This window comes from Alsobacter sp. P4_H11, from assembly GCF_056400925.1.
In genome coordinates this window covers 266,576-289,228 of the sequence record NZ_JBFUKI010000006.1, presented here as the reverse complement: position 1 = coordinate 289,228, position 22,653 = coordinate 266,576, and the positions used below count along the sequence as shown (strand labels likewise).

Below are 22,653 nucleotides of genomic sequence, written 5' to 3'. Positions count from 1 at the left end.
GCCAGGAAGCGGCTTAGAGAGCGTCAGCGTCGCGCTCGCCGGTGCGAATGCGGACGGCCTGCTCGATGGGAGACACGAAGATCTTGCCGTCGCCGATCTGGCCGGTCTTGGCGGCGGCCGAAATCGCGTCGATGACTTTGCCGACGAGGTCGGCAGCGATCGCCACCTCGATCTTGAGCTTCGGGAGGAAGCTGACGGCGTATTCCGCGCCGCGGTAGATCTCGGTATGCCCCTTCTGCCGGCCATACCCTTTGACTTCAGTCACTGTCAGGCCGTGCACCCCAATGGCGGTCAGCGCGTCGCGAACCTCCTCGAGCTTGAACGGCTTGATGATGGCCATCACGATTTTCATGGATGTCGGATCCCCGTTACGCCACCTGCACATCGACGATGCGCGGTTCGAGCCGGAGAACACCTTTCAAGGGTCGTGCCAGTTCGGCCCTGCACTTTGGGCTAGGGTCAGGCGAACTGATTCGCGCCGATTCGGCGTGCGACCTTCCAGCAACGTGCGCTTCGCTTCGAGCACGCGTCCTGGTTGTGCATTCTTTTTAGGCGAATGCTTACTCGGCAGGCACTTTAGCGGTACGGGGCCGGATCAGCCCTTCCTGCGCGACGGACGCGACCAGGATGCCGTCGCGCGTGTACACGGAACCGCGCGAGAAGCCGCGCGCGCCACCGCTGGACGGGCTGTCATGAGCGTAGAGAAGCCACTCGTCCGCCTTGAACGGCCGATGAAACCACAGGGCATGGTCGAGGCTGGCGGCCTGGATGTCGGGATCGAAGACGCTGCGCCCATGTGCGACCAGCGCCGAATCCAGCAGCGCGATGTCGGACGCGTAGGCGAGAACGCAGCGGTGGATGATCGGATCGTCCGGCAAGGGCGCGGTCGCGCGGATCCACATGCGAAACACCGGGTCGCGCGGCTCGCGGCTCACATAGCGGGTCACGTCGACGGGGCGCAGTTCGATGGGGCGCTTGCGCGCGAAATATTGCTGCACGGAGGGCGGCATCCTGGGCGCGACCTGCACGCCGGTCTGATCGCCGCTGGGAAGGTCCTCGGGCATCGGCACGTCCGGCATGGGGACGAAATGCTCGAAGCCGCCCTCCTCGCTCTGGAAGGACGCCGACAGGGTGAAGATGGTCTGCCCCCGCTGGATCGCCTTGACGCGCCGCGTGCTGAAGCTTCGCCCGTCCCGAACCCGCTCCACCTCGTACACGATGGGAAGCTTGGAATCCCCGGGCAGGATGAAGTAGCCGTGCAGCGAATGCGGCATGCGGTTCTCGACCGTGCGGCAGGCCGCCATCAAGGCCTGGCCAATGACCTGCCCGCCGAAAACGCGCTGCCACGCCGTGTAGTCGCTGCGCCCGCGAAACAGATTCAGCTCCAACGTTTCCAGGTCGAGGGTGGTCAGCAACTCGGCGACGGGGTCGGACATGGCGGATCTCACGGTTCGGGCTGACGTTATGCCACTCCCCCGCGGGCTGTCGCCAGCCGTGTTCGCATTGTCGGCCGGCATGCGCGGGCGTAGGACAAGGGTGGAAGCCAGCCGGAGATCCTCACGATGAGCGACGCCTCACCCCGCCAGCCCCGCTTGGACTTGCTCGTGGCGGGCGGCGGCGCGGCCGGGCTCGCGCTGGCGCTGGCGCTCAAGACCGCGGTGGGCGGCCGGCTTGCGGTCTCGATCTGCGATCCGGCCCTGGCGGCGGCTCCCCGCCGTGACGACCGCGCCTTCGCGGTGGCGACCGGCGCGCGGCGGATGCTCGAGGTGCTGGGCGCGTGGGACGAGATCGCGACCGACGCCGAGCCGATCCGCAGCATGGCGATCACGGACAGCCGCACCTTTGACCCGGTGAGGCCGGTGTTTCTCGATTTCGGCGGAGAGGTCGGGCCTGACGAGCCCTTCGCCCACATGGTCGAGCACGCCAGCCTGATCCGGGCCCTGAGCCGGCGCGCCGCCGAGGCAGGCGTCGAGGTTCGCGCCGAACGGGTGCTTCGCGTGGAGCCGCAGCCGCATACGGCGCGCGTGCGCGTTTCGGGCGGCGAGACGCTCTCGGTCGGCCTTGTGGCGGCCTGCGACGGCGCCGCGTCGCCCTTGCGTGAGCAGGCCGGGATCGGGACGGTTTCCTGGCCCTACCGGCAATCCGGCATCGTGGCGACGATCGGGCACGAGCGGGATCACGAAGGCCGGGCCGAAGAGCATTTCCTGCCGTCCGGGCCCTTCGCGATCCTGCCCCTGCGCGGCCGACGGTCGTCCATCGTCTGGACGGAGCGCAGCGAGAACGTGCCGGCGCTGCTCGGCCTGGCGGACGACGATCTGCTGTTCGAGATCGAGCGCCGCTTCGGGCTGCGCCACGGCCGGCTCACGCTGGAGACGCGGCCGGCTGCGTGGCCTCTCCAATTTATGGTCGCGCGGCGGTTCGCGGCGGAGCGCCTCGCTCTCGTGGCGGACGCCGCCCATGTCATCCACCCGATCGCCGGCCAGGGGCTGAATCTTGGGTTCCGGGACGTCGCCGCGCTCGCGGAGGCGGTCGTGGACGCCGCGCAACTGGGCCTCGATCCGGGCTCGCCCGACGTGCTCGCCGCCTATGAGCGAGCGCGCCGCTTCGACACAGTCGCGATGGGCATGGTGATGGAGGGCCTCAACAGGCTGTTCTCGAACGACAACACGCCCCTGCGCCTCCTGCGCGACGCCGGCCTCGGCATGGTGGACAGGATGCCGGGGCTGAAGCGCTTCTTTATCCGCCAGGCCGCGGCGGTGTCGCCGGACATGCCCCGCCTTCTGCGCGGCGTTCCGCTTTAGGGCGGTGATTGAGGTGAACGACGCCGCACGCAGGCACGCCCGGCACAGGCGTCGGCGGACTACTCGTCCAGGCGGCGCGCTTCTTCGGGCAGCATGATCGGTATGCCGTCCCGGATCGGGTAGGCGAGCCTGGCAGAGCGGCTGATCAGCTCCTGCCGGGCCGCATCATAGTCCAGCGACCCGCGCGTGAGCGGGCAGACGAGGATTTCCAGAAGCTTGGGATCGATGCGGGTCGCCTGCGGGGCGTTGTCCGGAACGGGTTCCTGGCTCATTGCAGCGGCGTCTCCGATCCGTCCTGGCCGCGCGCCAGATCCATCTCGGTGATCGCGACCAGGATCTCGGCCCGGGTTTTCAGGTCCGGCGCTTCCAGCAGCGCCTGCTTCTCGCGCGGTTCGAAGGGGCTCATCATCGACAGGGCGTTCACGAGCGCCTCGTTGGAGGCCTCCTTGATGCCCTTCCAGTCGATCGAGAGGTCGTTGGCCTCCACGAAGGCCTTGAGCGTCCTGATCACCGATTCGCGGTCGACCTCGCCTTCGCCGGCGCGGGCCTCGAAGTCCGACGAAAACGCGGAAAAATCCACCCTGCACTGGCGGTAGGGCGTCGTCACCAGAAGCTCCTCGACGATTCGGAATCGCGCCACGCCTGTGAGGGTGATCAGGCAGCGCCCGTCGCCCGTTTCGGTGAACTGGGTGATGCGGCCGGCGCAGCCCACGCCGTAGAGGCTGGGCGTGCGCGGCATGATCTCGGACTCGACGTCCGGCTGGACCATGCCGATCACGCGCTGCCCCTTCAGGGCGTCGTCCAGCATCGCGAGATACCGCGGCTCGAACAGGTTGAGCGGCATCTCGCCGCGCGGAAGCAGCAAGGCTCCCGGCAGCGGAAACACCGGGATGACGGCCGGAAGATCGGCGGCGCTCCGATAGCTGGCGTTCATGGCCATGGCCGGCTCCTTTGTCGGGGCTTCGCCCCGCGCCCTATCGGAAAAGGAGCGCCGAAAGCTTGCGGCGTCCCGCGATGGTCATGGGGTCCATGGGCCCCCAAGCCTCGAAATACTGAAGCAGCTGCTTGCGCGCGCCATCGTCGTTCCAGGTGCGGTCGCGCTTGATGATCTCGACCAGCTGGTCCGTCGCGCCCTCGCGTTCGCCCTTGGCGCCGAGCGCCAGAGCGAGATCGAAGCGGGCCTGGTAATCCGCCGGGTCCGCATCGATCCGGGCGTAGAAGTCGGCCGTGTCGCCCAGCGATGCCGTTTTCTCGGCGAGATCGAGCGCCGCCCTGGCGCCCGCGAGAGCGGGGTCGTTCTCCTTGCCGGCCGGGGCCATGGCGAGGATCGCCTTGGCGCCCTCCAGATCGCCGGCCTCGACATGGATCTTGGCCAGCGCGCCCAGCGCCGCGAGGTTTTCGGGCTCCTGGTCGATCACCGCGCCATAGAGCTCTGCGGCGCCGGCCACATCGCCGGAGGCCAGCAGGGCTTCGGCTTCGGCGATCAGCTCCGCGGTCGCGCCGGGGCCGAGCGGGCCGACGAGGCGCTCGATGAACTGCTTCACCTGGCTTTCGGGCAGCGCGCCCATGAAGCCGTCGACCGGCTGCCCGCGCTGGAACGCGATCACGGCCGGGATCGACTGGATGCCGAGCTGCCCGGGGATCTGCGGGTGCTCGTCGATGTTCATCTTGACGAGCTTGACCTTGCCGCCGGCCGCCTTGACGGCCTTCTCGATCACGGGCGTGAGCTGTTTGCAGGGACCGCACCAGGGGGCCCAGAAGTCGACCAGAACGGGCCGCTGCATCGATTCGGCGAGCACGTCCTGGCGGAAGCCCTGGGTCGTGGTGTCCGAGACGAGGGTGTCTGCCCCCGCGGGGGCGGCGCTCGTGGCTTCAAAGGCCATCTTCGATCTCCTGGCCGGGAGCGCCCGGCGTTCGCATGAGCGTAACATGGGCCCCGCAGGTGGGCTCGGCAACGTCGACCACCCGCCTGAGGCGCATTTAGGTGACGGCGTCCTGGCGCGCCTCGCCGACCGCGATTGCGAGCGGCTCGTGGCCGGTCGCCCGCAGGAAGCGGAGCAGGTCGTCGCGCGACACGCCGGTCGTCATCGTGTTCACCAGCGGATGCACGTTGATGCGCTCGTGCTCGAGCAGGCGGCTGTCGAGCACCACCGTGACCCGGCCGGTGGTGTCGTTGATGGCCGCGAAAGGCGTCACGGAGCCCGGCGTGACGCCGAGCGTCTCGACCAGCAGCTCGGCAGACCCGAACGAGACCCGACCCGTTCCGCCAATCAGCTCATGCAGCTTCTTCAGGTCGATGACGGTGTCCTCCAGCGCCGAGACCAGGAAGAGCCGGCTCTTCTTGTCCTTCACGAAGAGGTTCTTCACGTGCGCGCCGGGCAGTTCGCCCCGCAGCCGCTTGGATTCCTCGACGGTGAAAACGGCCGGGTGTTCCACGGTCTCGTGCGGGATGCCGAGGGAAGCGAGAAAAGCGAAGACATCCTCTGGCGTGGCGGGCATCGGCGATCCTTGGTGACGGCGGACTTAGGGGTTCATACGTGAGCGGTTCTCAGGCTCGCAAGCCCGGCAGCGGGCGGGACGGCAAGAAAAGATCGCGCGCCCTGTTGCATCGTCGGCCGAGTTGCGGCATATACCGCCCGCCGGCGGCCGAAGCGCTCCGGAGGATGCGGGTGTAGCTCAGGGGTAGAGCACAACCTTGCCAAGGTTGGGGTCGAGGGTTCGAATCCCTTCGCCCGCTCCAAAGTCTCTTCCACCCCGAAGAGACGCAGCGACGAAAAAAGGCCGCCGAAAGGCGGCTTTTTTCGTTTTAGGCGTTTTGTGTCGTGGAGAGCGAGGTCAGTCGGACGCCGGGGCGCCGATGCGCTCGGCGTCGGATCGCGTCTTGCGGCGGTCAATCAGCGGATTGGGACCGGCGAAATCGGTCAGCTTGGCGAAATCCGCCACCGACACTTCCCTGCGCCGCACGCCGACGCCGTAAGGCTCCAGGGCGACGAAACTGCGCCAGAGATTTTCGGGGGTGGTGCCCAGATACAGGGCCAGCGCCTGCTTGCTCATCGGCAGGCGGGTCCACTCGCCCTGCGCTTCCGCCGGCACAGTGGTGAGGATCCAGTTGGCGAGCCGCTCCGCCATGGTGCGGAGTTTCTGGTTCTTCAATTCCGCAAGCACTTCGCACTCGCTCTCGGCGACGTCGCGGGCGAGGTTCTGGGCGAAGCGCAAGTCGGTCTGGAACACGGCCCGCAGATTCTGCGCCGGCATCAGCACGAAGCGGGAATTGGCCAGGGTGCGCGCCGAGTAAGAATTTGGCTGAAGGGTGATGGCCGCGGAGAGAATGAACGTCGCACCGGCCTCGATGAAGCCAAGCCCCGACTCGCGCCCGCGATGCACCGAGAAGCGCTCGATCTGGCCCTCCAGCAGCACGTACACGAAGGGTGAAACCTCACCCTCGTCGAACAGCAAGACGTTGGCGGGGTATCGCTGAACGAACGAGCCCTGCGTGAGAGCCCTCAGCGTATCCTCCGTCACGCCTCGAAAGAGGGGTGCGTCTTTGATCAACTCGATGACAGCGCTCGCCACGACGAACCATATTGAATTAAGACAATAGCCCACAATACATATGTGGCGTTGGCAAAGTAGACGCCAATCTCAGGCCGGTCAACCAAAATCACCACAACACGAAATGGCACTGCAAAACATCTTTGCGAGTGTGCCCAAATGCAAGCGAATTCTCAGAATACACGGGAAAAACGAAAGTAACGGGTGAGTTTGGGAACGATGAACCTTTACGTGAGATCGGCGGACGTAGGCTAAACTCACGACAGCCGATTAGTGCATTGCGGTGGATTCGTCGTCCGTTACTAGAAAGCCGACCTGATCGCCGACGTATCTTAAGGCCTTCCGCATGGCTGACATGCAGGAAGCGCAAGCTTCTTCACATTTTTCGCTTTGGCGGCCACTAATCGCGTCAGCAAGGCGGGACTGTTCACGACAATGCTCAAGCGCAGCATTCTGCAAGTCCGTGGTCGTCAACCGCTTCATCAACGCAAATCCGCCCCGGGCGGCGCAACCGCGCCGTCTTGGCTCCGAGAGCAAGCCAAGTCACGCGCCTAACTATCAGACGCAATCTCCAGACCCAATCGGTATAATGTCCTACATCGTCGAATTTAATGAATAATCCAGCGGGCGATGCGGCCCGGCAACGTACATGACCAATCCCCAATGCAACTCCCGGCCGCCGGCATGCGTTCCCGCCAAGTTCATGCTGGCGCTGTTTCGGCGGCGTCGCACGCGGGAACGGAGTTGGCCATGCACCTTCTTGGGCTCATTGGGCGGCATCTGATCAAGCGGGGCGCATTACGGATCGCCCTCCCGGACAACACCATCGAGAGCTTTGGCGGCGGCGCCCCGAGCGTGACGATGCGAATCCATGATTCGGCGACGATGTACCGGCTGCTCGCCAATCCGCAGCTGGCCCTCGGGGAGGGCTACATGGATGGGCGAATCACGGTCGAGAACGGGACGATCTATGATCTGCTCGACATCATTCTCGCCAACGCCGAATGGGCTATCCCGGGTGGTCCGCTGGCGCTGCTGAACGACCGCCTGCGCGTGCTGGCGCGGCGCGCGCTCCAGTTCAACCCCGCAACCCGGTCGCGCGCCAACGTGGCGCATCATTACGACCTCTCGGACCGTCTCTACGAATTGTTCCTGGACGACGACCGCCAGTATTCCTGCGCGTATTTCCTGTCGCCCACCGACACGCTCGAGCAGGCGCAGGCCCAGAAGAAGCGGCACGTTGCCGCCAAGCTGCTGCTCTCGGCCGGCCAGAAGGTGCTGGACGTCGGGTCAGGCTGGGGCGGCCTTGGTCTCTATCTGTCGACGCTGGACCGGATCGACGTGACCGGGCTGACCCTCTCGGAAGAGCAGCACCGGGTGTCCAACGCCCGGGCGCAGGACGCCGGCATCGCCGACCGCGTCCGTTTCGAGCTGCGCGACTACCGGGCCGAACAGGGCCGTTTCGACCGGATCGTCTCGGTCGGCATGTTCGAGCATGTCGGGCTGAACCACTACGACGCCTATTTCAGCAAGATCGCCTCGCTGCTGGCGGATGACGGCGTCGCGCTGGTGCACACGATTGGGCGCGCAGACGGGCCGGGCGCCACCAACGCATTCATTCAGAAATACATTTTTCCAGGCGGCTACTCGCCGGCCCTGCAGGAGATCTTGCCCTGGATCCAGCGCGCCGGGCTCTATGTGACGGACGTCGAAGTGCTGCGCCTGCATTACGCCGAGACGCTGAAACGCTGGCGGGAGCGGTTCAACCGCAACAGAGACGAGATCCGCGCGCTCTACGACGAACGGTTCTGCCGCATGTGGGAGTTCTACCTGGCCGGCAGCGAGGCGACCTTCCGGTATGGCGGCCACGTGGTGTTCCAGGTGCAACTCGCCAAGCGGGTCGACGTCGTGCCGCTGACGCGCGACTACATCGGGGCGTTCGAAGCCGCGCATCCGCTGCCGGACGTCGTCGCGCCGGTGAAGAGCCTGGCCCCCGAGAGAAGGCAGGCGGCCGAGTAGCCGCCCGCCGCCGCTCAACCGTGCGCCCGCCGGAGCGCCTGGTCGAGATCCGCGAACAGATCCTCCACATCCTCTATGCCGGCGGACAGCCGCAACAGGTCGGGCGGGCAGGGCGAGCCCGCGCCCTCGATCGAGGCGCGATGCTCGATCAGGCTCTCCACCCCGCCCAGCGAGGTCGCGCGCTTCCACAGGCTCACGCCGGCCGCCGTCGCAACCGCGCTGGCTTCGCCGCCCCGCACGCGGATCGACAGCATGCCGCCGAAGCCGCCCTGCATCTGACGGGCCGCGATGTCGTGGCCCGGGTGGGTCTTCAGGCCGGGATAGAGCACGGAGGACACGTGGGCGTGGTTGGAGAAACGCTGCGCCAGATCGGCCGCATTGGCGGCGGCGGCGCGAACCCGCAAGTCGAGCGTCCGCATGCCGCGGATCAGCAGAAACGCCTCGAACGGCCCCAGGATGGCGCCAAGATTGCGCCGGTTGGAGACGATGCGCGCCCAGAGCGCGTCCTGCTTGGCGGTCGCGAGCGCGCCCGCGATCACGTCCGAATGGCCGTTCAGGGACTTGGTGGCGGCGTGCATGACGATGTCGGCGCCCAGCGTCAGCGGACGCGTGAACACCGGCGTCGCAACGGTGGAGTCGACCGCCACCTTGGCGCCTGCCGCATGCGCGATCTTCGCGATGGCGGCGATATCGCTGATGGACCAGAGCGGGTTGGAGGGCGTCTCCAGCCAGACGAGCTTCGTACGGTTCGGCTGCACGGCGTTGCGCACCGCGTCGACGTCGCTCGTGTCGACGAAGTCGATCACCAAGCCCCAGTGCTTGGCGTCCGTGAGGAGCCAGTTGCGCAGCGCCCAGTACATCACGGTCGGGGCCACCACATGGTCGCCGGGCGCGAGCGCCAGGAACACCGCCGTGGCGGCGGACATTCCCGAGGAAAACACCAGGGCGGCGTCGGCCTCCTCCCACATGGCGATCACGCCCTCGGCTTCGCGCACGGTGGCGTTGTCCGGGCGGCCATAGACGTAGCCGGTGGAGTACTGGTTATCGGGATCGCGCAGATAGGTGGTGGCGACATGGATCGGCGACACCACCGCGTGGGTCACCGGGTCCGTATGCCCCATCGCCTGGGCGGAAAGAGTGCGCTTCGACCAGCGGGGGCTTTTGTTGCTCGACATGGGGCGTCCTTACGAGAAGGCGCGAACTCAACCAGAGAGGGCGGCCGGCCACAAGCCCCGCGACCCCGCGCGTGGGCGGCGAGCCCTTGCTTTCCAGCGCGATCGCGCGACCTTGGTGGCGGAGGACATGATGACCAGTGAAGCGCAGCCTCACGGGGCCGAAACCCGGTCCCGCAAGCCCATGAACGCCGGACTCGCCGCCCTGCTGGCGATCGGCCTCGTCGCGCTGGCGGGCGGGGTCGGCAACATGGCGACCATGCCCAACATCCCGACCTGGTATGCGGGGCTGAACAAGCCGTCGTTCAACCCGCCGAACTGGATCTTCGGCCCGGTCTGGGGACTGCTCTACCTCACCATCGCGTATGCGTTCTGGCGCATCCTGCGGCTCAACCCGGGGACGCCCGGTCGAACCCGGGCCATCGCGGTCTGGCTGATCCAGATGGCCCTGAACGCGTTCTGGTCCGTGGCGTTTTTCGGCATGCACAATCCGAAGCTCGGCCTCGTGGTCGTGATCGCGCTCGAAATCGCGATCCTGGCCACCATCGTGCTGTTTCGGCGGCTGGATCCGCCTGCCGGCTGGATCCTGGTCCCTTATGCGTGCTGGGTCGCTTTCGCGTCGGCGCTGAACGCATCCATCGTGCTGCTGAACTGACCGTCGAGCGTTTCGCGCACCACGTCGCGCAGGTGCGCGAGCGAGAACGGCTTCGGCAGCACCTCCTTGATCAGCGCCTCGAGGTTGCGCGCCCGCTCGCGCTGGTCGGCGTAGCCGGTCATCAGCAGGATCGGCATGTCGGGGCGCGCTTTCGCGGCCGCCAGCGCCAGCGCGATGCCGTCCATCATGGGCATGCGGATGTCGGTCAGGAGCAGGTCGTAGGCCGCTCCTTCGAGCAGGAGCATGTCGAGCGCCTCGGCCCCATCCGCGGCGGCGTCCACGAGGTGGCCGTCGAGCTGGAGGCCGCGGGCAATGAAGCCCCGCAAGGGCTCCTCGTCATCGGCGATGAGGATGCGCGCCATCGATCCTTCCTTCTTGCTTCCTGGTGCGTGCGCCGGGCTGTCGCCGGCCGGTCAGGTCTGGACGGCGTCGTCGCGCTCGACGACGCCAATGAACGGGAGTTCGCGGAACGAGTGCGCGACATCCATCCCGTAGCCGACCACGAAAAGGTCGGGGCAACTGAAGCCCACGAAATCGGGATTGATCGACACGGCGCGCTTGCCGGGCTTTTCGAGCAGGCAGCAGGTCATCACGCGCGCGCCGCGCGCCGCGAGCAGATCCTTGGCGAAGGCCAGAGTGCGGCCTGATTCGAGAATGTCGTCCACCAGCACCACGTCGCGGTCCTTCACCTCGCTCTCGACGTCGCGCAGGATCGAGACCTGCCCGGAGGAGACAGTCGCAGCCCGGTAGCTCGACAGGTGCATGAATTCCACCTGCGGGGTCAGCCCGACCCGGTGCAGCGCCCGCATGAGGTCGGCGGCGAACATGAAGCTGCCCTTCAGGATCGCGATGACGAGCAGGTCCTTGGGCTGGCGCGCCGCGATATCACGGGCGATCTCCTCGTTCCGGACCGCGATGGCCGCCTCGTCGAACAATACGCGGACCCGCCGGTTCTCGAACATCGTCTCTAATCCTGTCTGGAGGGGCGCTCAGCCATGGCGGCTCGCGCGGGCCGCCCCCGTCAATGCGTCGGCGCTTGCGGAACAGTTTCGGCGAAACGCACGACTACGTCACGTCCCTCGCCGGGCGGCGACGCCAGGCGCGCCCGGAAGGTGGTGCTCTCGCCCTTGGCGAGGGCGGCGCGCCCGACATCGGACGTCCAGGCGTAGATCTCGCGACCCTCCGGGCCACGCAAGCTCACGGTCACCTTGGGGATCTCGGTCGTCTGGGCGGCGACGCCCGTGATCTCGCCCTCCACGAGCAGGACGGCCTTGTCCTTGTCGACCAGCAACTCGGAACGAAGGGCCGAAAATTCAAGGCCGCGCAGGTTCACGGGCATTCCGATGGCCGCATAGAGGCCGGCCGTCTGCGGCAGGATCCTGACGATCTTGGCGCGCAGCCCCAACCCGGCGCCCAGCACCACGACCAGCACGGCGGCCGCCGCCAAGCCGGCCGAGACCTTGATCGGCGTGCGAGGCTTCTTCGCGGCCCGGTGCTTCGGCTTCGCGGCCGGCTTCAGGGATTTCGTCGGCTGCTGCTCCGCCGGGACCAGGGGCTCGATCATTTCAGCGTGGGAGATTTCCGCCTCGGCGGCGGCGTCGTGGGCGCGATCGGATTCGGCGGCGCCGATCGCCACCGCGTCGAGAGGCTCATCCAGCGCATCGGCGGGGGTCGCGTGCCAGGTATGCCGGCACTTTGCGCAGCGCAGGCTCCGCCCTGCCCCGAGTTGTTCGGGGGTCAGCGAATAGGAGCTTGCGCAGGACGGACAAACGATCAGCATCGCGAATCAGGCACAGTGGTTGCGGAGGACTTCTCCTGCCTCGCCGTTCATTGGTCGTCCTGCAGCCTTAATGAATGGTAAAGACCGCCTGGGCGGCGCCTTTCGCCGGCCGTTCATCCACAGGGGCGTGTGCAAGCGTGGTCCGCTTCGAGAATGTCGGTTTGCGGTACGGAATGGGCTCGGAGGTGTTGCGCGACATCACCTTCTCGATCGAGCCGCAATCGTTTCAGTTCCTCACCGGGCCGTCGGGCGCCGGCAAGACGACGCTGTTGCGGCTGATCCTCCTGGCGCTACGCCCCACCCGTGGGTTGATCCACCTGTTCGGGCAGGACGTGAACACGCTCGACAAGGACATGCTGACGGGCCTGCGCCGACGCATGGGCGTCGTGTTCCAGGATTTCCGGCTTCTGGACCACCTCACGACCTACGAGAACGTCGCGCTGCCGCTGCGCGTGCAAGGCCGCGACGAGTCGAGCTATCGCGGCGAAGTGGTCGAATTGCTGCGCTGGGTCGGCCTGGGCGAGCGCATGCACGTATTGCCGCCGGTGCTTTCGGGCGGCGAGAAGCAGCGCGCCGCCATCGCGCGCGCCCTGATCGTGCGGCCGGACCTGCTGCTCGCCGACGAGCCGACCGGCAACGTCGATCCTTCCCTGGCGCGGCGCCTCCTGCGGCTGTTCGTCGAGCTCAACAAGACCGGCACCGCGATCGTGATCGCGACGCATGATCTCGCCCTCATGGACCAGTTCGACCAGGCGCGCCGCCTGGTGCTGGGCGACGGACGGCTGCACATCTATGACTGACGTCGACATGAAGGACCCTTCCCCGCACGCGCCGCCGGGCCTGGAATGGGAGCCCGAGGCCGCCGGCGAGAAGCGGGAGCGGCCGCTCGGGCGCAACCAGCCCCTGGTGCCGGCCGCGTCCATCGCCGGCCGGGCGCTCGTCACCGTGATCGCCATCATGACTTTTCTGGCCGGGCTGACGGCCGGTGCGGCGCAGCTGCTGTCGGATGCTTCGGCGGACTGGCGCAGCCAGGTGTCGCGCGAAGTCACCATCCAGGTGCGGCCGGGGCCGGGCCGGGCCATAGACGACGAGGTCGCGAAGGCGGCCGCCGCGGCGCGCGCCGCGCCCGGGGTCGCGGAGGTTCGAATCTATTCCAAGCAGGAGTCCGAGCGGCTGCTGGAGCCGTGGCTCGGGGTCGGGTTGAACTTCGACGAGCTGCCGGTGCCGCGCCTCGTGGTGCTGAAGATTGCCCCGGACGCCCGCGTCGACTTCGCCACGCTGCGCCAGACGCTCGCCAACGACGTGAAGGGGGCGAGCCTCGACGACCACCGGGTCTGGATGGAGCGCCTCGCCACCATGGCGAACACTTTCGTGCTGCTCGGGCTGGGGATCCTCGCGCTGGTGTTGTCGGCGACCGGGCTCGCGGTGGCGTTCGCGACGCGCGGCGCCATGGACGGCAATCGCGGCATCGTGGAGGTGCTGCACTTCGTCGGCGCGAGCGACTCCTATATCGCGGTGGAGTTCCAGCGCCACTTCCTGCGGCTCGGCCTGCGGGGCGGCCTGATCGGCGGCGCGGCCGCGCTCGGGTTCTACCTGGCGGCCGGATGGACGGCGGCCGCCTGGACGGCGACGCCCGAGGGCACGCAACTCGAAGCGCTGTTTGGCCGTTTCGCCCTTGGTTGGCGCGGTTTCCTCGCCGTGGTGGCGATCGCCCTCCTGGTGGCGGTGGTGACCGCGGTGGTGTCGCGCCTCACGGTGAGGCGGACGCTCCAGGAGCTCTCCTGACCGCATGCCGGCCCGCCAGACAGGCGGGTTCATTATCGTTAACCTTCTGTGATCATGAATACGAAATCATGACGCGGATAGGCGACCAAACTGGATCACGATGCTGAGGCTCGCGCGAAACCTGACCGTGACGGCGTGCCTGCTGGCGGCCGTCGGGCTCGCGGCGGGGTTCTTCCTGTTTGTGCAGAGCCTCGCCCGCACGGAGCCGCCGCCTACCGACAAGGTCGAGGGCATCGTGGCGCTCACGGGCGGCGCCGAGCGCATCGCGGACGCGATGGAGCTCCTGTCGCGCGGCAAGGGAGAGCGGCTCCTGATCACGGGCGTGAACGCCAGAACGACGCGCGACAGCGTCGGCAAACAGCGCCCTGACCTGAAGTCGTTCTTTGATTGCTGCGTCGACCTCGACTACCAGGCGCTGAACACCATTGGTAACGCCGAGCAGACCCGCAACTGGGCCCGGCAGCACGGCTTCCGTCGCCTTCTCGTGGTGACGTCCACCTACCACATGCCGCGCACGCTGGCCGAACTCGCGCACGCAATGCCGGAAGGCCAGTTCCTGCCGCATCCGGTGGTGGCGGATAAACTCGATCTCGACGGCTGGTGGCGCGAGCCCGGCACCGTCCGGCTGCTGGCGGTCGAATACGTGAAATTCGTAGCCGCGATGGCGCGCATCGGGCTAGGCGTTCCCGACAGCGCGATGGCGTCAGCTCCGCCGCATCGTGAAGCCAAGCTGGCGGCCCGACGCTAGAACGCCTGACGCGTGCCGGGGCCGTTTCCCTCGGGGTGAAAAACCACTAAGCAGGACGGCCGTCCTCGACGGATCGTCCGGACCCCGCCATGACGCTTCGCTCCCTCGCCCTCAACGTCGTGCTCTACATCAGCCTGGTGGCCTATATGCTGCTGGCGCTGCCGACGTTCTTTCTGCCCCGGCGGGCCCTGATGGCCTATATCCGCAGCTGGGGCCGTTATTTCGTCTGGATCTGCCGCGTCATCGGCGGCATCGGCCTCGAGGTCCGCGGTCGCGAGAACATCCCGCCCGGCCCGCTGCTGGTCGCCTCCAAGCACCAGTCGATCTGGGAGACCTTCGCGCTCATCGGCCTGTTCGACGACCCGTGCTTTATCCTGAAGCGCGAGCTCACCTGGATTCCGCTGTTTGGCCAATACGCCCTGAAGTCGCGCATGCTGCCGGTGGACCGGCGCGGCGGCCCGGCCGTGCTGCGGCAGCTAAACGACAAGGCCCGCGATGAGATTCGGCACGACCGGGGCCGCCAGATCCTGCTTTTTCCGGAAGGCACCCGCCGCGCCGCGGGCGCGCCGCCGAATTACCGGCACGGCATCTCGCACATTTACGAGCGCCTGGGCGTGCCCTGCCTTCCGATCGCGCTGAATTCGGGCCTGTTCTGGCCGAGGCGCAGCCTGAAGCATCGGAAAGGCACCATTCTGGTCGAGATATTGCCGCCGCTGCCTCCCGACATGCCGCGCGAGGAATTCGCCGCCGTGCTGCAGGCGCGCATCGAGGAAGCGTCCGACCGGCTCCTGGCCGAGGGCCTCGCCGAACTCGGCGCCGACGCGCCCGTTTTGCCCGCCCGCGCGGGCTGAGCCCGCCCCGGCCGCCGTGGTTTCGTTGACTCGGCAGGCCATTTCGCCTATGCCCCGCCCATCAACGACGATCTTCGTCTTGAGCCGCCGCCCGGGCCCCGCGCCCGGAGGTCACCGTCCGACAGCGCGATGCGCCCTCGGGCGCGTTTCGCTTTGTGGGTCATTCAACGCCCGGAGCCGGTTCAGGACGTGAGGTCGCCGCATTCATGCGCTTGATCGCCCCCGGGGCGGATCACGCAATCAGGTGGTGTTTGATGTTCGAAGGGCTGTCCGACAAGCTCTCAGGCATTCTGGACAAGCTGACGCGCCGCGGCGCGTTGACGGAGGACGACGTCAACGCCGCCCTGCGGGAGGTCCGGCGCGCCCTGATCGAGGCGGACGTGGCGCTCGAGGTCGTGCGCTCGTTCACCGACAAGGTTCGGGCCCGAGCGGTCGGCGCCGAGGTCGTGAAGTCGGTCACGCCCGGCCAGATGGTCGTCAAGATCGTCCACGACACGCTCGTCGACACGCTGGGCTCCGAGGCAGACCCCATCAACCTCGAGGCGGTGCCGCCCGTCGCCATCCTGATGGTCGGCCTGCAGGGCTCGGGCAAGACGACGTCGACCGCCAAGATCGCCAAGCGCCTCACCGATCGCGAGCGCAAGAAGGTGCTGCTCGCCTCGCTGGACACCCGCCGCCCGGCCGCCATGGAGCAGCTCGCGGTGCTCGGCAAGCAGGTCGGCGTCGAGGTGTTGCCGATTGTTGCCGGCCAGTCAGCCGTGCAGATCGCGCGCCGCGCCATGGAGGCCGCCCGGCTCGGCGGCTTCGACGTGGTGATGCTCGACACCGCCGGCCGCACCACCGTGGACGAGGCCCTGATGGCTGAGGTCGCGGAGGTGAAGGCGCTCACCAATCCGCACGAGGTGCTGCTGGTCGCGGACGCGCTCACGGGCCAGGACGCGGTGAACACCGCGCGCGCCTTCGACAGCCGTCTCGGCGTGACCGGCATCGTGCTGACGCGCGTCGACGGCGACGGCCGCGGCGGCGCGGCGCTCTCCATGCGGGCCGTCACCGGCAAGCCAATCAAGCTCGTCGGCGTCGGCGAGAAGATGGACGCGCTGGACGAGTTCCACCCGGCGCGCATCGCCAACCGCATCCTCGGCATGGGCGACATCGTCTCGTTGGTCGAGAAGGCCGCGCAGTCGATCGACCAGGAAAAGGCGCTTCGCATCGCCGACAAGATGCGCAAGGGCAAGTTCGACCTGGACGACATGCGCGAGCAGCTCAGCCAGGTCGAGAAGCTCGGCGGCATGGGCGGCCTGATGGGGATGATCCCGGGCATCGCCAAGATGAAGGACCAGATCGCCAGCGCCAACATGGACGGCAAGGTGATCGGCCGGCAGATCGCGATCATCAACTCGATGACGCCGGGCGAGCGCCGCAACCCGGACGTCCTGAAGGCCTCGCGCAAGAAGCGCATCGCGGCCGGTTCGGGCGCGAAGGTCGAGGAGGTCAACCGCCTCCTGAAGCAGCACCGGCAGATGGCCGACATGATGAAGATGATGGGCCAGGGCGGAAAGCGCGGGCCCATGGCGGGCCTCGCCAACATGTTCGGGATTGGCCGCGGCATGCCGCAGGTCACGCCCGAGATGCTGGCGCAGCTCAAGGACAAGCTCCCGCCGGGCAGCCTGCCGCCCGGCATGGGCGGCGGCTTGCCAGCTGCGCCTCCGGCGGGGCTGACCGGCGGCGCCAAGGGGCCGGGCCTGCCCGGGCTCGGCGGCGGAAAGATCCCGGGGCTTCCGGGCCTCGGCGGTGGGTTCAACCCCTTCGGGGGGAAGAAGAAGTGAGTTCGGCGCGCGACCGCCCGCATCCCGTCGGCGGCCTGCGCTCCCTTTCAATCCGACACAGACGGGACAACTGAGGAAAACACCATGTCTCTCAAGATCCGGCTCGCCCGCGGCGGCGCCAAGAAGCGTCCCCACTACTCGATCGTCGTCGCCGACAGCCGCTATCCGCGCGATGGCCGCTTCATCGAGAAGCTTGGCACGTTCGACCCGATGAAGCCGAAGGATTCGGCCGAGCGCGTGAAGTTCGACGCCGAGAAGGCCAAGGACTGGCTGACCAAGGGCGCGCAGCCCACCGACCGGGTCGCCCGTTTCCTGGACGCCGCCGGCCTCATGAAGCGCGAAGCCCGCAACAACCCCGAGAAGTCCAAGCCGAAGAAGAAGGCCCAGGAGCGCGCCGCCGCGGCCGCTGCGGCGGCCGAGTAAGGCTCGCGCTTCCCCCTCTCCCCCGGGCGCGTCTTGCGTGCAGAACGGGGAGAGGGCCGGGGCGAGGGTGGCGGGGAAGCGCTCTCGTTTGGCCGCTCCCCTCATCCGGCGCTTTGCCACCTTCTCCCCGTCCCGGGGAGAAGGGAAGAACGGAGTACCAGCGTGACCCGCGATCTCATTCTCCTGGGCGTGCTTGGAGCCCCGCACGGCGTGCGCGGCGAGATGCGGTTGAAGTCCTATACGGAAGACCCGCTCGCAATCGCGGACTACAAGCCGCTCACCGACGAGGCCGGCGCGCGCCCGTTCAAGATCCTCTCCGCCCGACTCGTGAAAGACGACATGCTGGTGGTGCGCCTCGAAGGCGTCGCCGACCGTGACAAGGCCGCGGCGCTCACCAACACCCGCCTCTATACGCCGCGCGACCTGCTGCCGCCCGTCGAGGACGAGGACGAATTCTACCAGGCGGACCTGATCGGCCTGAAGGTCGAGGCCACGAACGGCGAAGCGATCGGCACCGTGCTGGCCGTGCTGGACTTCGGCGCCGGCGACATCCTTGAAATCGAGCCCGCTTCCGGCGGGCGGCCGATCATGCTTCCTTTCACCAAGGCGGTGGTTCCTCGCGTGGACATCGCCGGAGGACGGCTGATCGCCGAGCCGCCGCTCGAGACTTCAGGCGAGGAAGAACCCCCCGAGGAGGCCGTATGACCGACGACAAGCGCGCCGACGATCTGCCTGCTGACGATCTGAACGTGTTTCCGCCGCAGCTGCTGGAGGGCTACCGCGCTTTTTGCGAGAACCGCCTGCCCCGCGAGCGCGAGCGCTTCGAGGAATTGGCCGCAGCCGGGCAAAAACCGCGCGTGTTGCTGATCGGCTGCTGCGACTCGCGCGTCTCGCCCGAGGTGATCTTCGACGCCCGGCCGGGCGAGATCTTCGTGGTCCGGAACGTCGCCAACCTGGTGCCGCCCTATGAGCCAGGCGACGAGCACAACCACGGCACTTCGGCCGCGCTGGAATTCGCCGTGATGGGCCTGCGGGTGGAGCACATCGTCGTGATGGGCCATGCGCTGTGCGGCGGCGTTCGCGCCTTCGCGGAGAGCGAGGCCGACCCCTATGCGCGCCCGCTGTCGCCGGGCGACTTCATCGGCCGCTGGATCAAGCTGATCGCGCCGGCCTATGAGGCTGTCGGCCCCGGCTCGCCTGCCGACGAGGGCTATGTCGAAAAGCTCGGCATGGCGTCGGTGGAGAACAGCATCGCCAACCTGCTCACCTTCCCGTGCATCCGCACGCTGGTGGAGAAAAAGCGCATCGCGCTTCATGGCGCCTATTTCGGCGTGACCACCGGGCGTCTGCTGATACGCGACCCGCAGACTCGCCGGTTCGAGCCGGTCGGTCCCGGGCCGGAAGGACGCTTCTCCCTAATGCATTGCGGCTGAGCCATGACGCTGCCGGTCACTCCCGAGAGCATCAGGGCCGCGCATCGGCGCATCGCCGCGCATGTCCGGCGCACGCCGCTCATGGCGGCTGATCCGTTCGCGGGCGCAGAGGTCACCTTCAAGCTCGAACTGCTGCAGCACGCAGGCTCGTTCAAGACGCGCGGCGCCTTCAACACGCTGCTGGGCGGGGTCGTGCCGCCGGCCGGCGTCACGGCGGCGTCCGGCGGCAACCACGGCATCGCAACCGCGCTGGCGGCTAAGCGCCTGGGCTACGAGGCGCGCATCTTCGTGCCCGAGATCTCGTCCCCGGTGAAGATCGCGGCTATCGGCGCCCAGGGCGCAGAGGTGGTGGTGGCCGGCGCGCGCTATGCGGACGCCCAGGAGAACTGCGACCGCTTCGCGGCCGAAAGCGGCGCGCTGAAGATCCATCCCTATGACGCCGTCGGGACCCTGGAAGGCCAGGGGACGGTCGCGCTGGAGTGGGAAGAGGATCAGGCCCGGCTCGGCTTCGCGCCCATCGAGACCATGCTGGTCGCGGTCGGCGGCGGCGGGCTCGCGGCCGGCATGGCGGGGTTCTGGGGCGGTCGCGTCAAGGTCGTGGCCGTGGAGCCGGAGGGCTCGCGGTGCCTCCATGCGGCCCTGGAAGCGGGCGAGCCGGTGGACGTGCCGGTCGAGTCGGTTGCGGCGGATTCGCTGGGCGCCCGGCGCGTCGGCGCGCTGCCTTTCGCGATCGCGCGCGCGGCGATCGACCACGTCGCGCTGGTGCAGGACTCGGCGATCCGCGCAGCCCAGAAGCGCCTGTGGGCGGATTACCGCATCGCCTCCGAGCCGGGCGGCGCGGCCGCGCTCGCGGCCCTGCTCAGCGGCGCCTACCAGCCGCGGCCGGGCGAACGCGTCGGCGTGCTGCTGTGCGGCGGCAACGTCGATCCGGCCAGCCTTGCCGCGCTTTGAGATGAGCTGGTCCGCGACCGTCCTGACGCTGTTCCCGGACATGTTTCCGGGGCCGCTCGGGCTGTCGCTCGCGGGCGACGCCCTGAAGCGCGGGGCGTGGTCGCTCGACGCCTACGACATCCGCAACCACGGTCTCGGCCGGCATCGGGCCGTGGACGACACTCCGGCGGGCGGCGGGGCCGGCATGGTGATCCGCGCCGACGTGCTGGCGGCCGCCATCGACGCGGTTTCGCCGGAGGGTGACGTCCGGCCCCGTCTGCTGATGAGCCCGCGCGGCCGACCGCTCGACCAGGCCCGCGTCCGCGAGCTCGCGGCCGGCCCCGGCGCGTTGATCGTGTGCGGGCGCTTCGAAGGCGTGGACGAACGCGTGATCGCGGGTCGCCGGCTGGAGGAGGTCTCAATCGGCGACTATGTGCTGTCGGGCGGTGAGATCGCGGCCCTGGTCACCATGGACGCCTGCGTGCGCCTCCTGCCCGGCGTCATGGGCAAGGACGCATCCGGCGACGACGAGAGTTTCGAGGGCGGACTGCTGGAATATCCGCACTACACGAGGCCGCGCGACTGGGAGGGCCGCGCCATCCCGGACGTGCTGCTGTCGGGCGACCATGGCCGCATCGCCAAGTGGCGCCGCGCCGAAGCCGAGCGGATCACGCGCGAGCGCCGGCCGGATTTGCTGCGCTAGCGCACCCGGCGGCTCGACAAAGCCCGCCCGCTCGTGTATGGACCCGCGTCCAACTGAAAACAGCGGCGCCGAACGCTTGGCCACGGATCAACCGAGGGCCTCATCCGGCAGGAGTAATGACATGGATATCATCCAGCAGATCGAGAAGGAGCAGGCTGACCGCCTCGCTTCCGTCCGCGCCATCCCGGACTTCCGTCCCGGCGACACCGTGCAGGTGAACGTCAAGGTCGTCGAAGGCGAGCGCAGCCGCGTGCAGGCCTATGAGGGCGTGTGCATCGCCCGCAACGGCGGCGGCATCCAGGAGAGCTTCACGGTTCGCAAGATCAGCTACGGCGAGGGCGTGGAGCGCGTGTTCCCGGTCTACTCGCCGCTGATCGAGTCCATCAAGGTGGTCCGCACCGGCAAGGTGCGCCGCGCCAAGCTGTATTACCTGCGTGATCGCCGCGGCAAGTCGGCCCGTATCGCCGAGCGCAAGGACGCGCCGAAGAACAAGGCCCCCAAGGCCGCCGTCTAAGACGCGAGCTGGCCGCCCGAGGGCGGCCGCTCTAGGAGCTTTGAGCCTGCGTGCGACCGATCGCGCGCAGGCTTTTTGTTGAGCGGACGCCTTCGAAGTCGAGCAGCCAGAGTACCGCCGCGTAAACGGCCGCGCCGGCCGCCATCATGGCGACGAGGCCCGGCGCTCCGCTGAGGAGAGTCCGCCACGGCCAAAGCGCCGCCGCCATGGCGGCGCATCCCGCCACGATGGCGGCGGCCGCGCGCCAGCTGGGGAAAGCCGGGAAGACGAGGCCGACCACCACCGCCTGCAGCGCGAAGGTGACGGCGGCCCCGCCGGTTTGCGCCCACGCGATGCCGATGGCCCCGTGGCGCGGGATCAGCAGCCAGCCCATCGCGACCGAGGTCAGCACGCCGGCCAGCATGCACCAGACGATCGGGGCGGTGCGCTCGGCCGCAAAGAGCGGCTGGTTCAGGATGAACTGCCGTCCGGTGGTGAACACGCATTGCAGCGTCACCCAGCCGGCGAGCGCCACGAAGCTGTCCCGCTGGTCGGGGCTCAGCGCGACCTGCGCAAAGGCGGGCGCCACCAGAAAGAAGCCGACCAGCATCGGGGCCAGCGCCGCGATCGAGAAACCGATGTTTTTCGACAGAACCGCGAGCCCGGCCGCCCTGCCCCGCTCGGCCATGGCGAGCAGCGCCAGCGGCAACAGCGCCAGCTCCAGCGCGAATCCGGCGGCGCTGACCGTGCGGGTGAGCAGCTCGTTCACGAGCGCATAGCCGCCATACGTGGATGCGCCGTGGCTGGCGACCGCCATGGTGGCGAGCGCGAGCGCGCCGCCCGCATTGGCGGCGTCCGCCACCACGCTGGCGCCGCCAAAGCGCAGGAACTTCATCGTGAGCGCGCCATCCGGGCGGCGCAGCGCGACGTGGAAGGGCCGGCGGGCGACCACGAGATAGAGAATGCTGGAGCACTGCGCGGCCGCGAGCGCCGCCAGCACGCCGAGCGCCTGCGCGCCGGCCAGAACGGCCGCGGCCGCGAAGGCCAGCGTCGAGGCGGCGCGGGGCAGGATCATCATGCCGAGATCGCGATCGTCGCAATCCGACCGGGCGATCGCGACGCGGCTCTCCGCATACCCCAGCGCGACCACGTGGATCACGATCGCGAGCAGCATTGCGGGGCTGACGCCGGCGCCTGCGACTGCGTAGCCGACAAGGCCCAGCGGCGGGATCGCCAGCACGGTCCAGCCGATCAGCCCCTCAAGCGTGCTCTGGCGCGCGGCGCGGCCGTCGCTCTCGCCGGCCCAGTAGCGGATCACGCTCAGGCACAGCCAGTCGAACAACGCGGTCACGCAAAACAGCACGATGCTGCGCGTGTAGGTGAGCTCGCCGAAGGCGGCGGGCGACAGCGTCCAGCTCAGCAGCACGATCAGGATCGCGCTGACGGCCGAGTTCGAGATCGAGATCAGGAAGCGGTTCACGT

General features: G+C 68.2%; 26 protein-coding genes and 1 tRNA gene. 15 read left to right on the top strand and 12 right to left on the bottom strand.

Annotated elements, in window-relative coordinates; all coding sequences use genetic code 11:
* Positions 1-13: 13 nt before the first annotated feature.
* Both AC1DSZ_RS12995 and tesB read right to left on the bottom strand, forming a co-directional pair.
* Complete coding sequence (locus tag AC1DSZ_RS12995; protein ID WP_188520163.1) at positions 14-352, bottom strand: P-II family nitrogen regulator; 339 nt, start codon at positions 350-352, stop codon at positions 14-16.
* A 208-nt stretch (positions 353-560) separates the two neighbouring features.
* Complete coding sequence (gene tesB / locus AC1DSZ_RS12990) at positions 561-1,436, bottom strand: acyl-CoA thioesterase II (RefSeq protein ID WP_476838781.1); 876 nt, start codon at positions 1,434-1,436, stop codon at positions 561-563.
* 126 nt (positions 1,437-1,562) lie between these two features.
* Here tesB and AC1DSZ_RS12985 point away from each other — a divergent pair, with 126 nt between their 5' ends.
* On the top strand, positions 1,563-2,801 hold the full coding sequence (locus tag AC1DSZ_RS12985; protein ID WP_476838780.1) for a ubiquinone biosynthesis hydroxylase: 1,239 nt from the start codon (positions 1,563-1,565) through the stop codon (positions 2,799-2,801).
* Between the two features lie 59 nt (positions 2,802-2,860).
* Here AC1DSZ_RS12985 and AC1DSZ_RS12980 read toward each other — a convergent pair whose 3' ends face one another.
* The 4 genes from AC1DSZ_RS12980 to AC1DSZ_RS12965 all read right to left on the bottom strand — a co-directional run bounded on the left by AC1DSZ_RS12980 (position 2,861) and on the right by AC1DSZ_RS12965 (position 5,300).
* Positions 2,861-3,073, bottom strand: coding sequence for a Trm112 family protein (locus AC1DSZ_RS12980; RefSeq protein ID WP_476838779.1), 213 nt, complete (start codon positions 3,071-3,073; stop codon positions 2,861-2,863).
* Positions 3,070-3,741: an LON peptidase substrate-binding domain-containing protein gene (locus AC1DSZ_RS12975; RefSeq protein WP_188520159.1), complete on the bottom strand. Its 672-nt coding sequence runs from the start codon at positions 3,739-3,741 to the stop codon at positions 3,070-3,072. The genes AC1DSZ_RS12980 and AC1DSZ_RS12975 overlap by 4 nt, the downstream gene beginning before the upstream one ends.
* A gap of 34 nt (positions 3,742-3,775) precedes the next feature.
* A complete protein-coding gene (gene trxA / locus AC1DSZ_RS12970; protein ID WP_476838778.1) occupies positions 3,776-4,684 on the bottom strand; it encodes a thioredoxin in 909 nt (302 codons plus the stop codon).
* A 97-nt stretch (positions 4,685-4,781) separates the two neighbouring features.
* Entirely contained in the window at positions 4,782-5,300 is a 519-nt protein-coding gene (locus AC1DSZ_RS12965; RefSeq protein WP_476838777.1) for a prolyl-tRNA synthetase associated domain-containing protein, read from the bottom strand.
* A 166-nt stretch (positions 5,301-5,466) separates the two neighbouring features.
* Between AC1DSZ_RS12965 and AC1DSZ_RS12960 the strand changes: the two genes are divergently transcribed.
* Positions 5,467-5,541: transfer RNA gene (locus AC1DSZ_RS12960), tRNA-Gly, on the top strand.
* 95 nt (positions 5,542-5,636) lie between these two features.
* On the opposite strand, the gene AC1DSZ_RS12955 is transcribed toward AC1DSZ_RS12960, so the two are convergent.
* Positions 5,637-6,374 (bottom strand): cyclic nucleotide-binding domain-containing protein, encoded by a 738-nt coding sequence (locus AC1DSZ_RS12955; protein ID WP_476838776.1) that lies wholly within the window; start codon positions 6,372-6,374, stop codon positions 5,637-5,639.
* 729 nt (positions 6,375-7,103) lie between these two features.
* On the opposite strand from AC1DSZ_RS12955, the gene AC1DSZ_RS12950 reads away from it, so the two are divergent.
* Positions 7,104-8,372, top strand: coding sequence for a class I SAM-dependent methyltransferase (locus AC1DSZ_RS12950; RefSeq protein ID WP_476838775.1), 1,269 nt, complete (start codon positions 7,104-7,106; stop codon positions 8,370-8,372).
* 14 nt (positions 8,373-8,386) lie between these two features.
* On the opposite strand, the gene AC1DSZ_RS12945 is transcribed toward AC1DSZ_RS12950, so the two are convergent.
* A complete protein-coding gene (locus tag AC1DSZ_RS12945) occupies positions 8,387-9,547 on the bottom strand; it encodes a trans-sulfuration enzyme family protein (RefSeq protein WP_476838774.1) in 1,161 nt (386 codons plus the stop codon).
* Positions 9,548-9,677: 130 nt separating this feature from the next.
* Between AC1DSZ_RS12945 and AC1DSZ_RS12940 the strand changes: the two genes are divergently transcribed.
* Positions 9,678-10,199, top strand: coding sequence for a TspO/MBR family protein (locus AC1DSZ_RS12940; protein ID WP_476838773.1), 522 nt, complete (start codon positions 9,678-9,680; stop codon positions 10,197-10,199).
* Here AC1DSZ_RS12940 and AC1DSZ_RS12935 read toward each other — a convergent pair.
* Genes AC1DSZ_RS12935 through AC1DSZ_RS12925 form a run of 3 tightly spaced genes read right to left on the bottom strand, consistent with a single transcriptional unit; the run spans position 10,139 to position 11,979 of the window.
* A complete protein-coding gene (locus tag AC1DSZ_RS12935) occupies positions 10,139-10,561 on the bottom strand; it encodes a response regulator (RefSeq protein ID WP_476838772.1) in 423 nt (140 codons plus the stop codon). The genes AC1DSZ_RS12940 and AC1DSZ_RS12935 overlap by 61 nt on opposite strands.
* Before the next feature lie 51 nt (positions 10,562-10,612).
* Entirely contained in the window at positions 10,613-11,161 is a 549-nt protein-coding gene (hpt, locus tag AC1DSZ_RS12930) for a hypoxanthine phosphoribosyltransferase (RefSeq protein WP_188520152.1), read from the bottom strand.
* A gap of 59 nt (positions 11,162-11,220) precedes the next feature.
* A complete protein-coding gene (locus AC1DSZ_RS12925) occupies positions 11,221-11,979 on the bottom strand; it encodes a zinc-ribbon domain-containing protein (RefSeq protein ID WP_476838771.1) in 759 nt (252 codons plus the stop codon).
* A gap of 137 nt (positions 11,980-12,116) precedes the next feature.
* Between AC1DSZ_RS12925 and ftsE the strand changes: the two genes are divergently transcribed.
* From ftsE to rplS, 11 genes are all read left to right on the top strand, one after another.
* On the top strand, positions 12,117-12,779 hold the full coding sequence (ftsE, locus tag AC1DSZ_RS12920) for a cell division ATP-binding protein FtsE (protein WP_476838770.1): 663 nt from the start codon (positions 12,117-12,119) through the stop codon (positions 12,777-12,779).
* Positions 12,772-13,764, top strand: coding sequence for a cell division protein FtsX (locus AC1DSZ_RS12915; protein ID WP_476838769.1), 993 nt, complete (start codon positions 12,772-12,774; stop codon positions 13,762-13,764). The genes ftsE and AC1DSZ_RS12915 overlap by 8 nt, the downstream gene beginning before the upstream one ends.
* 100 nt (positions 13,765-13,864) lie before the next feature.
* On the top strand, positions 13,865-14,512 hold the full coding sequence (locus AC1DSZ_RS12910) for a YdcF family protein (protein ID WP_476838768.1): 648 nt from the start codon (positions 13,865-13,867) through the stop codon (positions 14,510-14,512).
* A gap of 89 nt (positions 14,513-14,601) precedes the next feature.
* On the top strand, positions 14,602-15,363 hold the full coding sequence (locus AC1DSZ_RS12905; RefSeq protein WP_476838767.1) for a lysophospholipid acyltransferase family protein: 762 nt from the start codon (positions 14,602-14,604) through the stop codon (positions 15,361-15,363).
* Between the two features lie 254 nt (positions 15,364-15,617).
* Positions 15,618-17,189 carry a signal recognition particle protein gene (gene ffh / locus AC1DSZ_RS12900; RefSeq protein WP_476838766.1) on the top strand — a complete coding sequence of 524 codons (1,572 nt, stop codon included), beginning with the start codon at positions 15,618-15,620 and terminating at the stop codon, positions 17,187-17,189.
* Between the two features lie 84 nt (positions 17,190-17,273).
* Entirely contained in the window at positions 17,274-17,612 is a 339-nt protein-coding gene (gene rpsP / locus AC1DSZ_RS12895) for a 30S ribosomal protein S16 (RefSeq protein WP_476838765.1), read from the top strand.
* 33 nt (positions 17,613-17,645) lie between these two features.
* Entirely contained in the window at positions 17,646-18,317 is a 672-nt protein-coding gene (rimM, locus tag AC1DSZ_RS12890) for a ribosome maturation factor RimM (RefSeq protein WP_476838764.1), read from the top strand.
* Entirely contained in the window at positions 18,314-19,045 is a 732-nt protein-coding gene (locus AC1DSZ_RS12885; RefSeq protein ID WP_476838763.1) for a carbonic anhydrase, read from the top strand. The genes rimM and AC1DSZ_RS12885 overlap by 4 nt, the downstream gene beginning before the upstream one ends.
* A 3-nt stretch (positions 19,046-19,048) precedes the next feature.
* Complete coding sequence (locus tag AC1DSZ_RS12880; protein ID WP_476838762.1) at positions 19,049-19,996, top strand: threonine/serine dehydratase; 948 nt, start codon at positions 19,049-19,051, stop codon at positions 19,994-19,996.
* Position 19,997: 1 nt separating this feature from the next.
* Positions 19,998-20,678 (top strand): tRNA (guanosine(37)-N1)-methyltransferase TrmD, encoded by a 681-nt coding sequence (gene trmD / locus AC1DSZ_RS12875; RefSeq protein ID WP_476838761.1) that lies wholly within the window; start codon positions 19,998-20,000, stop codon positions 20,676-20,678.
* 121 nt (positions 20,679-20,799) lie between these two features.
* Complete coding sequence (gene rplS / locus AC1DSZ_RS12870) at positions 20,800-21,192, top strand: 50S ribosomal protein L19 (protein WP_188520142.1); 393 nt, start codon at positions 20,800-20,802, stop codon at positions 21,190-21,192.
* 31 nt (positions 21,193-21,223) lie between these two features.
* On the opposite strand, the gene AC1DSZ_RS12865 is transcribed toward rplS, so the two are convergent.
* Positions 21,224-22,651 carry a hypothetical protein gene (locus AC1DSZ_RS12865; RefSeq protein ID WP_476838760.1) on the bottom strand — a complete coding sequence of 476 codons (1,428 nt, stop codon included), beginning with the start codon at positions 22,649-22,651 and terminating at the stop codon, positions 21,224-21,226.
* Between the last annotated feature and the right edge of the window lie 2 nt (positions 22,652-22,653).

Excerpts from the sequence above, each read along its gene's own strand:
- AC1DSZ_RS12965 (WP_476838777.1), bottom strand. The coding sequence starts at position 5,300 with ATGCCCGCCACGCCAGAGGATGTCTTCGCTTTTCTCGCTTCCCTCGGC.
- AC1DSZ_RS12885 (WP_476838763.1), top strand. The coding sequence starts at position 18,314 with ATGACCGACGACAAGCGCGCCGACGATCTGCCTGCTGACGATCTGAAC.
- rpsP (WP_476838765.1), top strand. The coding sequence starts at position 17,274 with ATGTCTCTCAAGATCCGGCTCGCCCGCGGCGGCGCCAAGAAGCGTCCC.
- AC1DSZ_RS12925 (WP_476838771.1), bottom strand. The coding sequence starts at position 11,979 with ATGCTGATCGTTTGTCCGTCCTGCGCAAGCTCCTATTCGCTGACCCCC.
- AC1DSZ_RS12980 (WP_476838779.1), bottom strand. The coding sequence starts at position 3,073 with ATGAGCCAGGAACCCGTTCCGGACAACGCCCCGCAGGCGACCCGCATC.
- AC1DSZ_RS12995 (WP_188520163.1), bottom strand. The coding sequence starts at position 352 with ATGAAAATCGTGATGGCCATCATCAAGCCGTTCAAGCTCGAGGAGGTT.
- hpt (WP_188520152.1), bottom strand. The coding sequence starts at position 11,161 with ATGTTCGAGAACCGGCGGGTCCGCGTATTGTTCGACGAGGCGGCCATC.
- AC1DSZ_RS12935 (WP_476838772.1), bottom strand. The coding sequence starts at position 10,561 with ATGGCGCGCATCCTCATCGCCGATGACGAGGAGCCCTTGCGGGGCTTC.
- rplS (WP_188520142.1), top strand. The coding sequence starts at position 20,800 with ATGGATATCATCCAGCAGATCGAGAAGGAGCAGGCTGACCGCCTCGCT.
- AC1DSZ_RS12975 (WP_188520159.1), bottom strand. The coding sequence starts at position 3,741 with ATGGCCATGAACGCCAGCTATCGGAGCGCCGCCGATCTTCCGGCCGTC.
- trmD (WP_476838761.1), top strand. The coding sequence starts at position 19,998 with ATGAGCTGGTCCGCGACCGTCCTGACGCTGTTCCCGGACATGTTTCCG.
- trxA (WP_476838778.1), bottom strand. The coding sequence starts at position 4,684 with ATGGCCTTTGAAGCCACGAGCGCCGCCCCCGCGGGGGCAGACACCCTC.
- AC1DSZ_RS12915 (WP_476838769.1), top strand. The coding sequence starts at position 12,772 with ATGACTGACGTCGACATGAAGGACCCTTCCCCGCACGCGCCGCCGGGC.
- AC1DSZ_RS12910 (WP_476838768.1), top strand. The coding sequence starts at position 13,865 with ATGCTGAGGCTCGCGCGAAACCTGACCGTGACGGCGTGCCTGCTGGCG.
- AC1DSZ_RS12880 (WP_476838762.1), top strand. The coding sequence starts at position 19,049 with ATGACGCTGCCGGTCACTCCCGAGAGCATCAGGGCCGCGCATCGGCGC.
- AC1DSZ_RS12945 (WP_476838774.1), bottom strand. The coding sequence starts at position 9,547 with ATGTCGAGCAACAAAAGCCCCCGCTGGTCGAAGCGCACTCTTTCCGCC.
- tesB (WP_476838781.1), bottom strand. The coding sequence starts at position 1,436 with ATGTCCGACCCCGTCGCCGAGTTGCTGACCACCCTCGACCTGGAAACG.
- AC1DSZ_RS12905 (WP_476838767.1), top strand. The coding sequence starts at position 14,602 with ATGACGCTTCGCTCCCTCGCCCTCAACGTCGTGCTCTACATCAGCCTG.
- AC1DSZ_RS12950 (WP_476838775.1), top strand. The coding sequence starts at position 7,104 with ATGCACCTTCTTGGGCTCATTGGGCGGCATCTGATCAAGCGGGGCGCA.
- AC1DSZ_RS12940 (WP_476838773.1), top strand. The coding sequence starts at position 9,678 with ATGACCAGTGAAGCGCAGCCTCACGGGGCCGAAACCCGGTCCCGCAAG.
- AC1DSZ_RS12985 (WP_476838780.1), top strand. The coding sequence starts at position 1,563 with ATGAGCGACGCCTCACCCCGCCAGCCCCGCTTGGACTTGCTCGTGGCG.
- ffh (WP_476838766.1), top strand. The coding sequence starts at position 15,618 with ATGTTCGAAGGGCTGTCCGACAAGCTCTCAGGCATTCTGGACAAGCTG.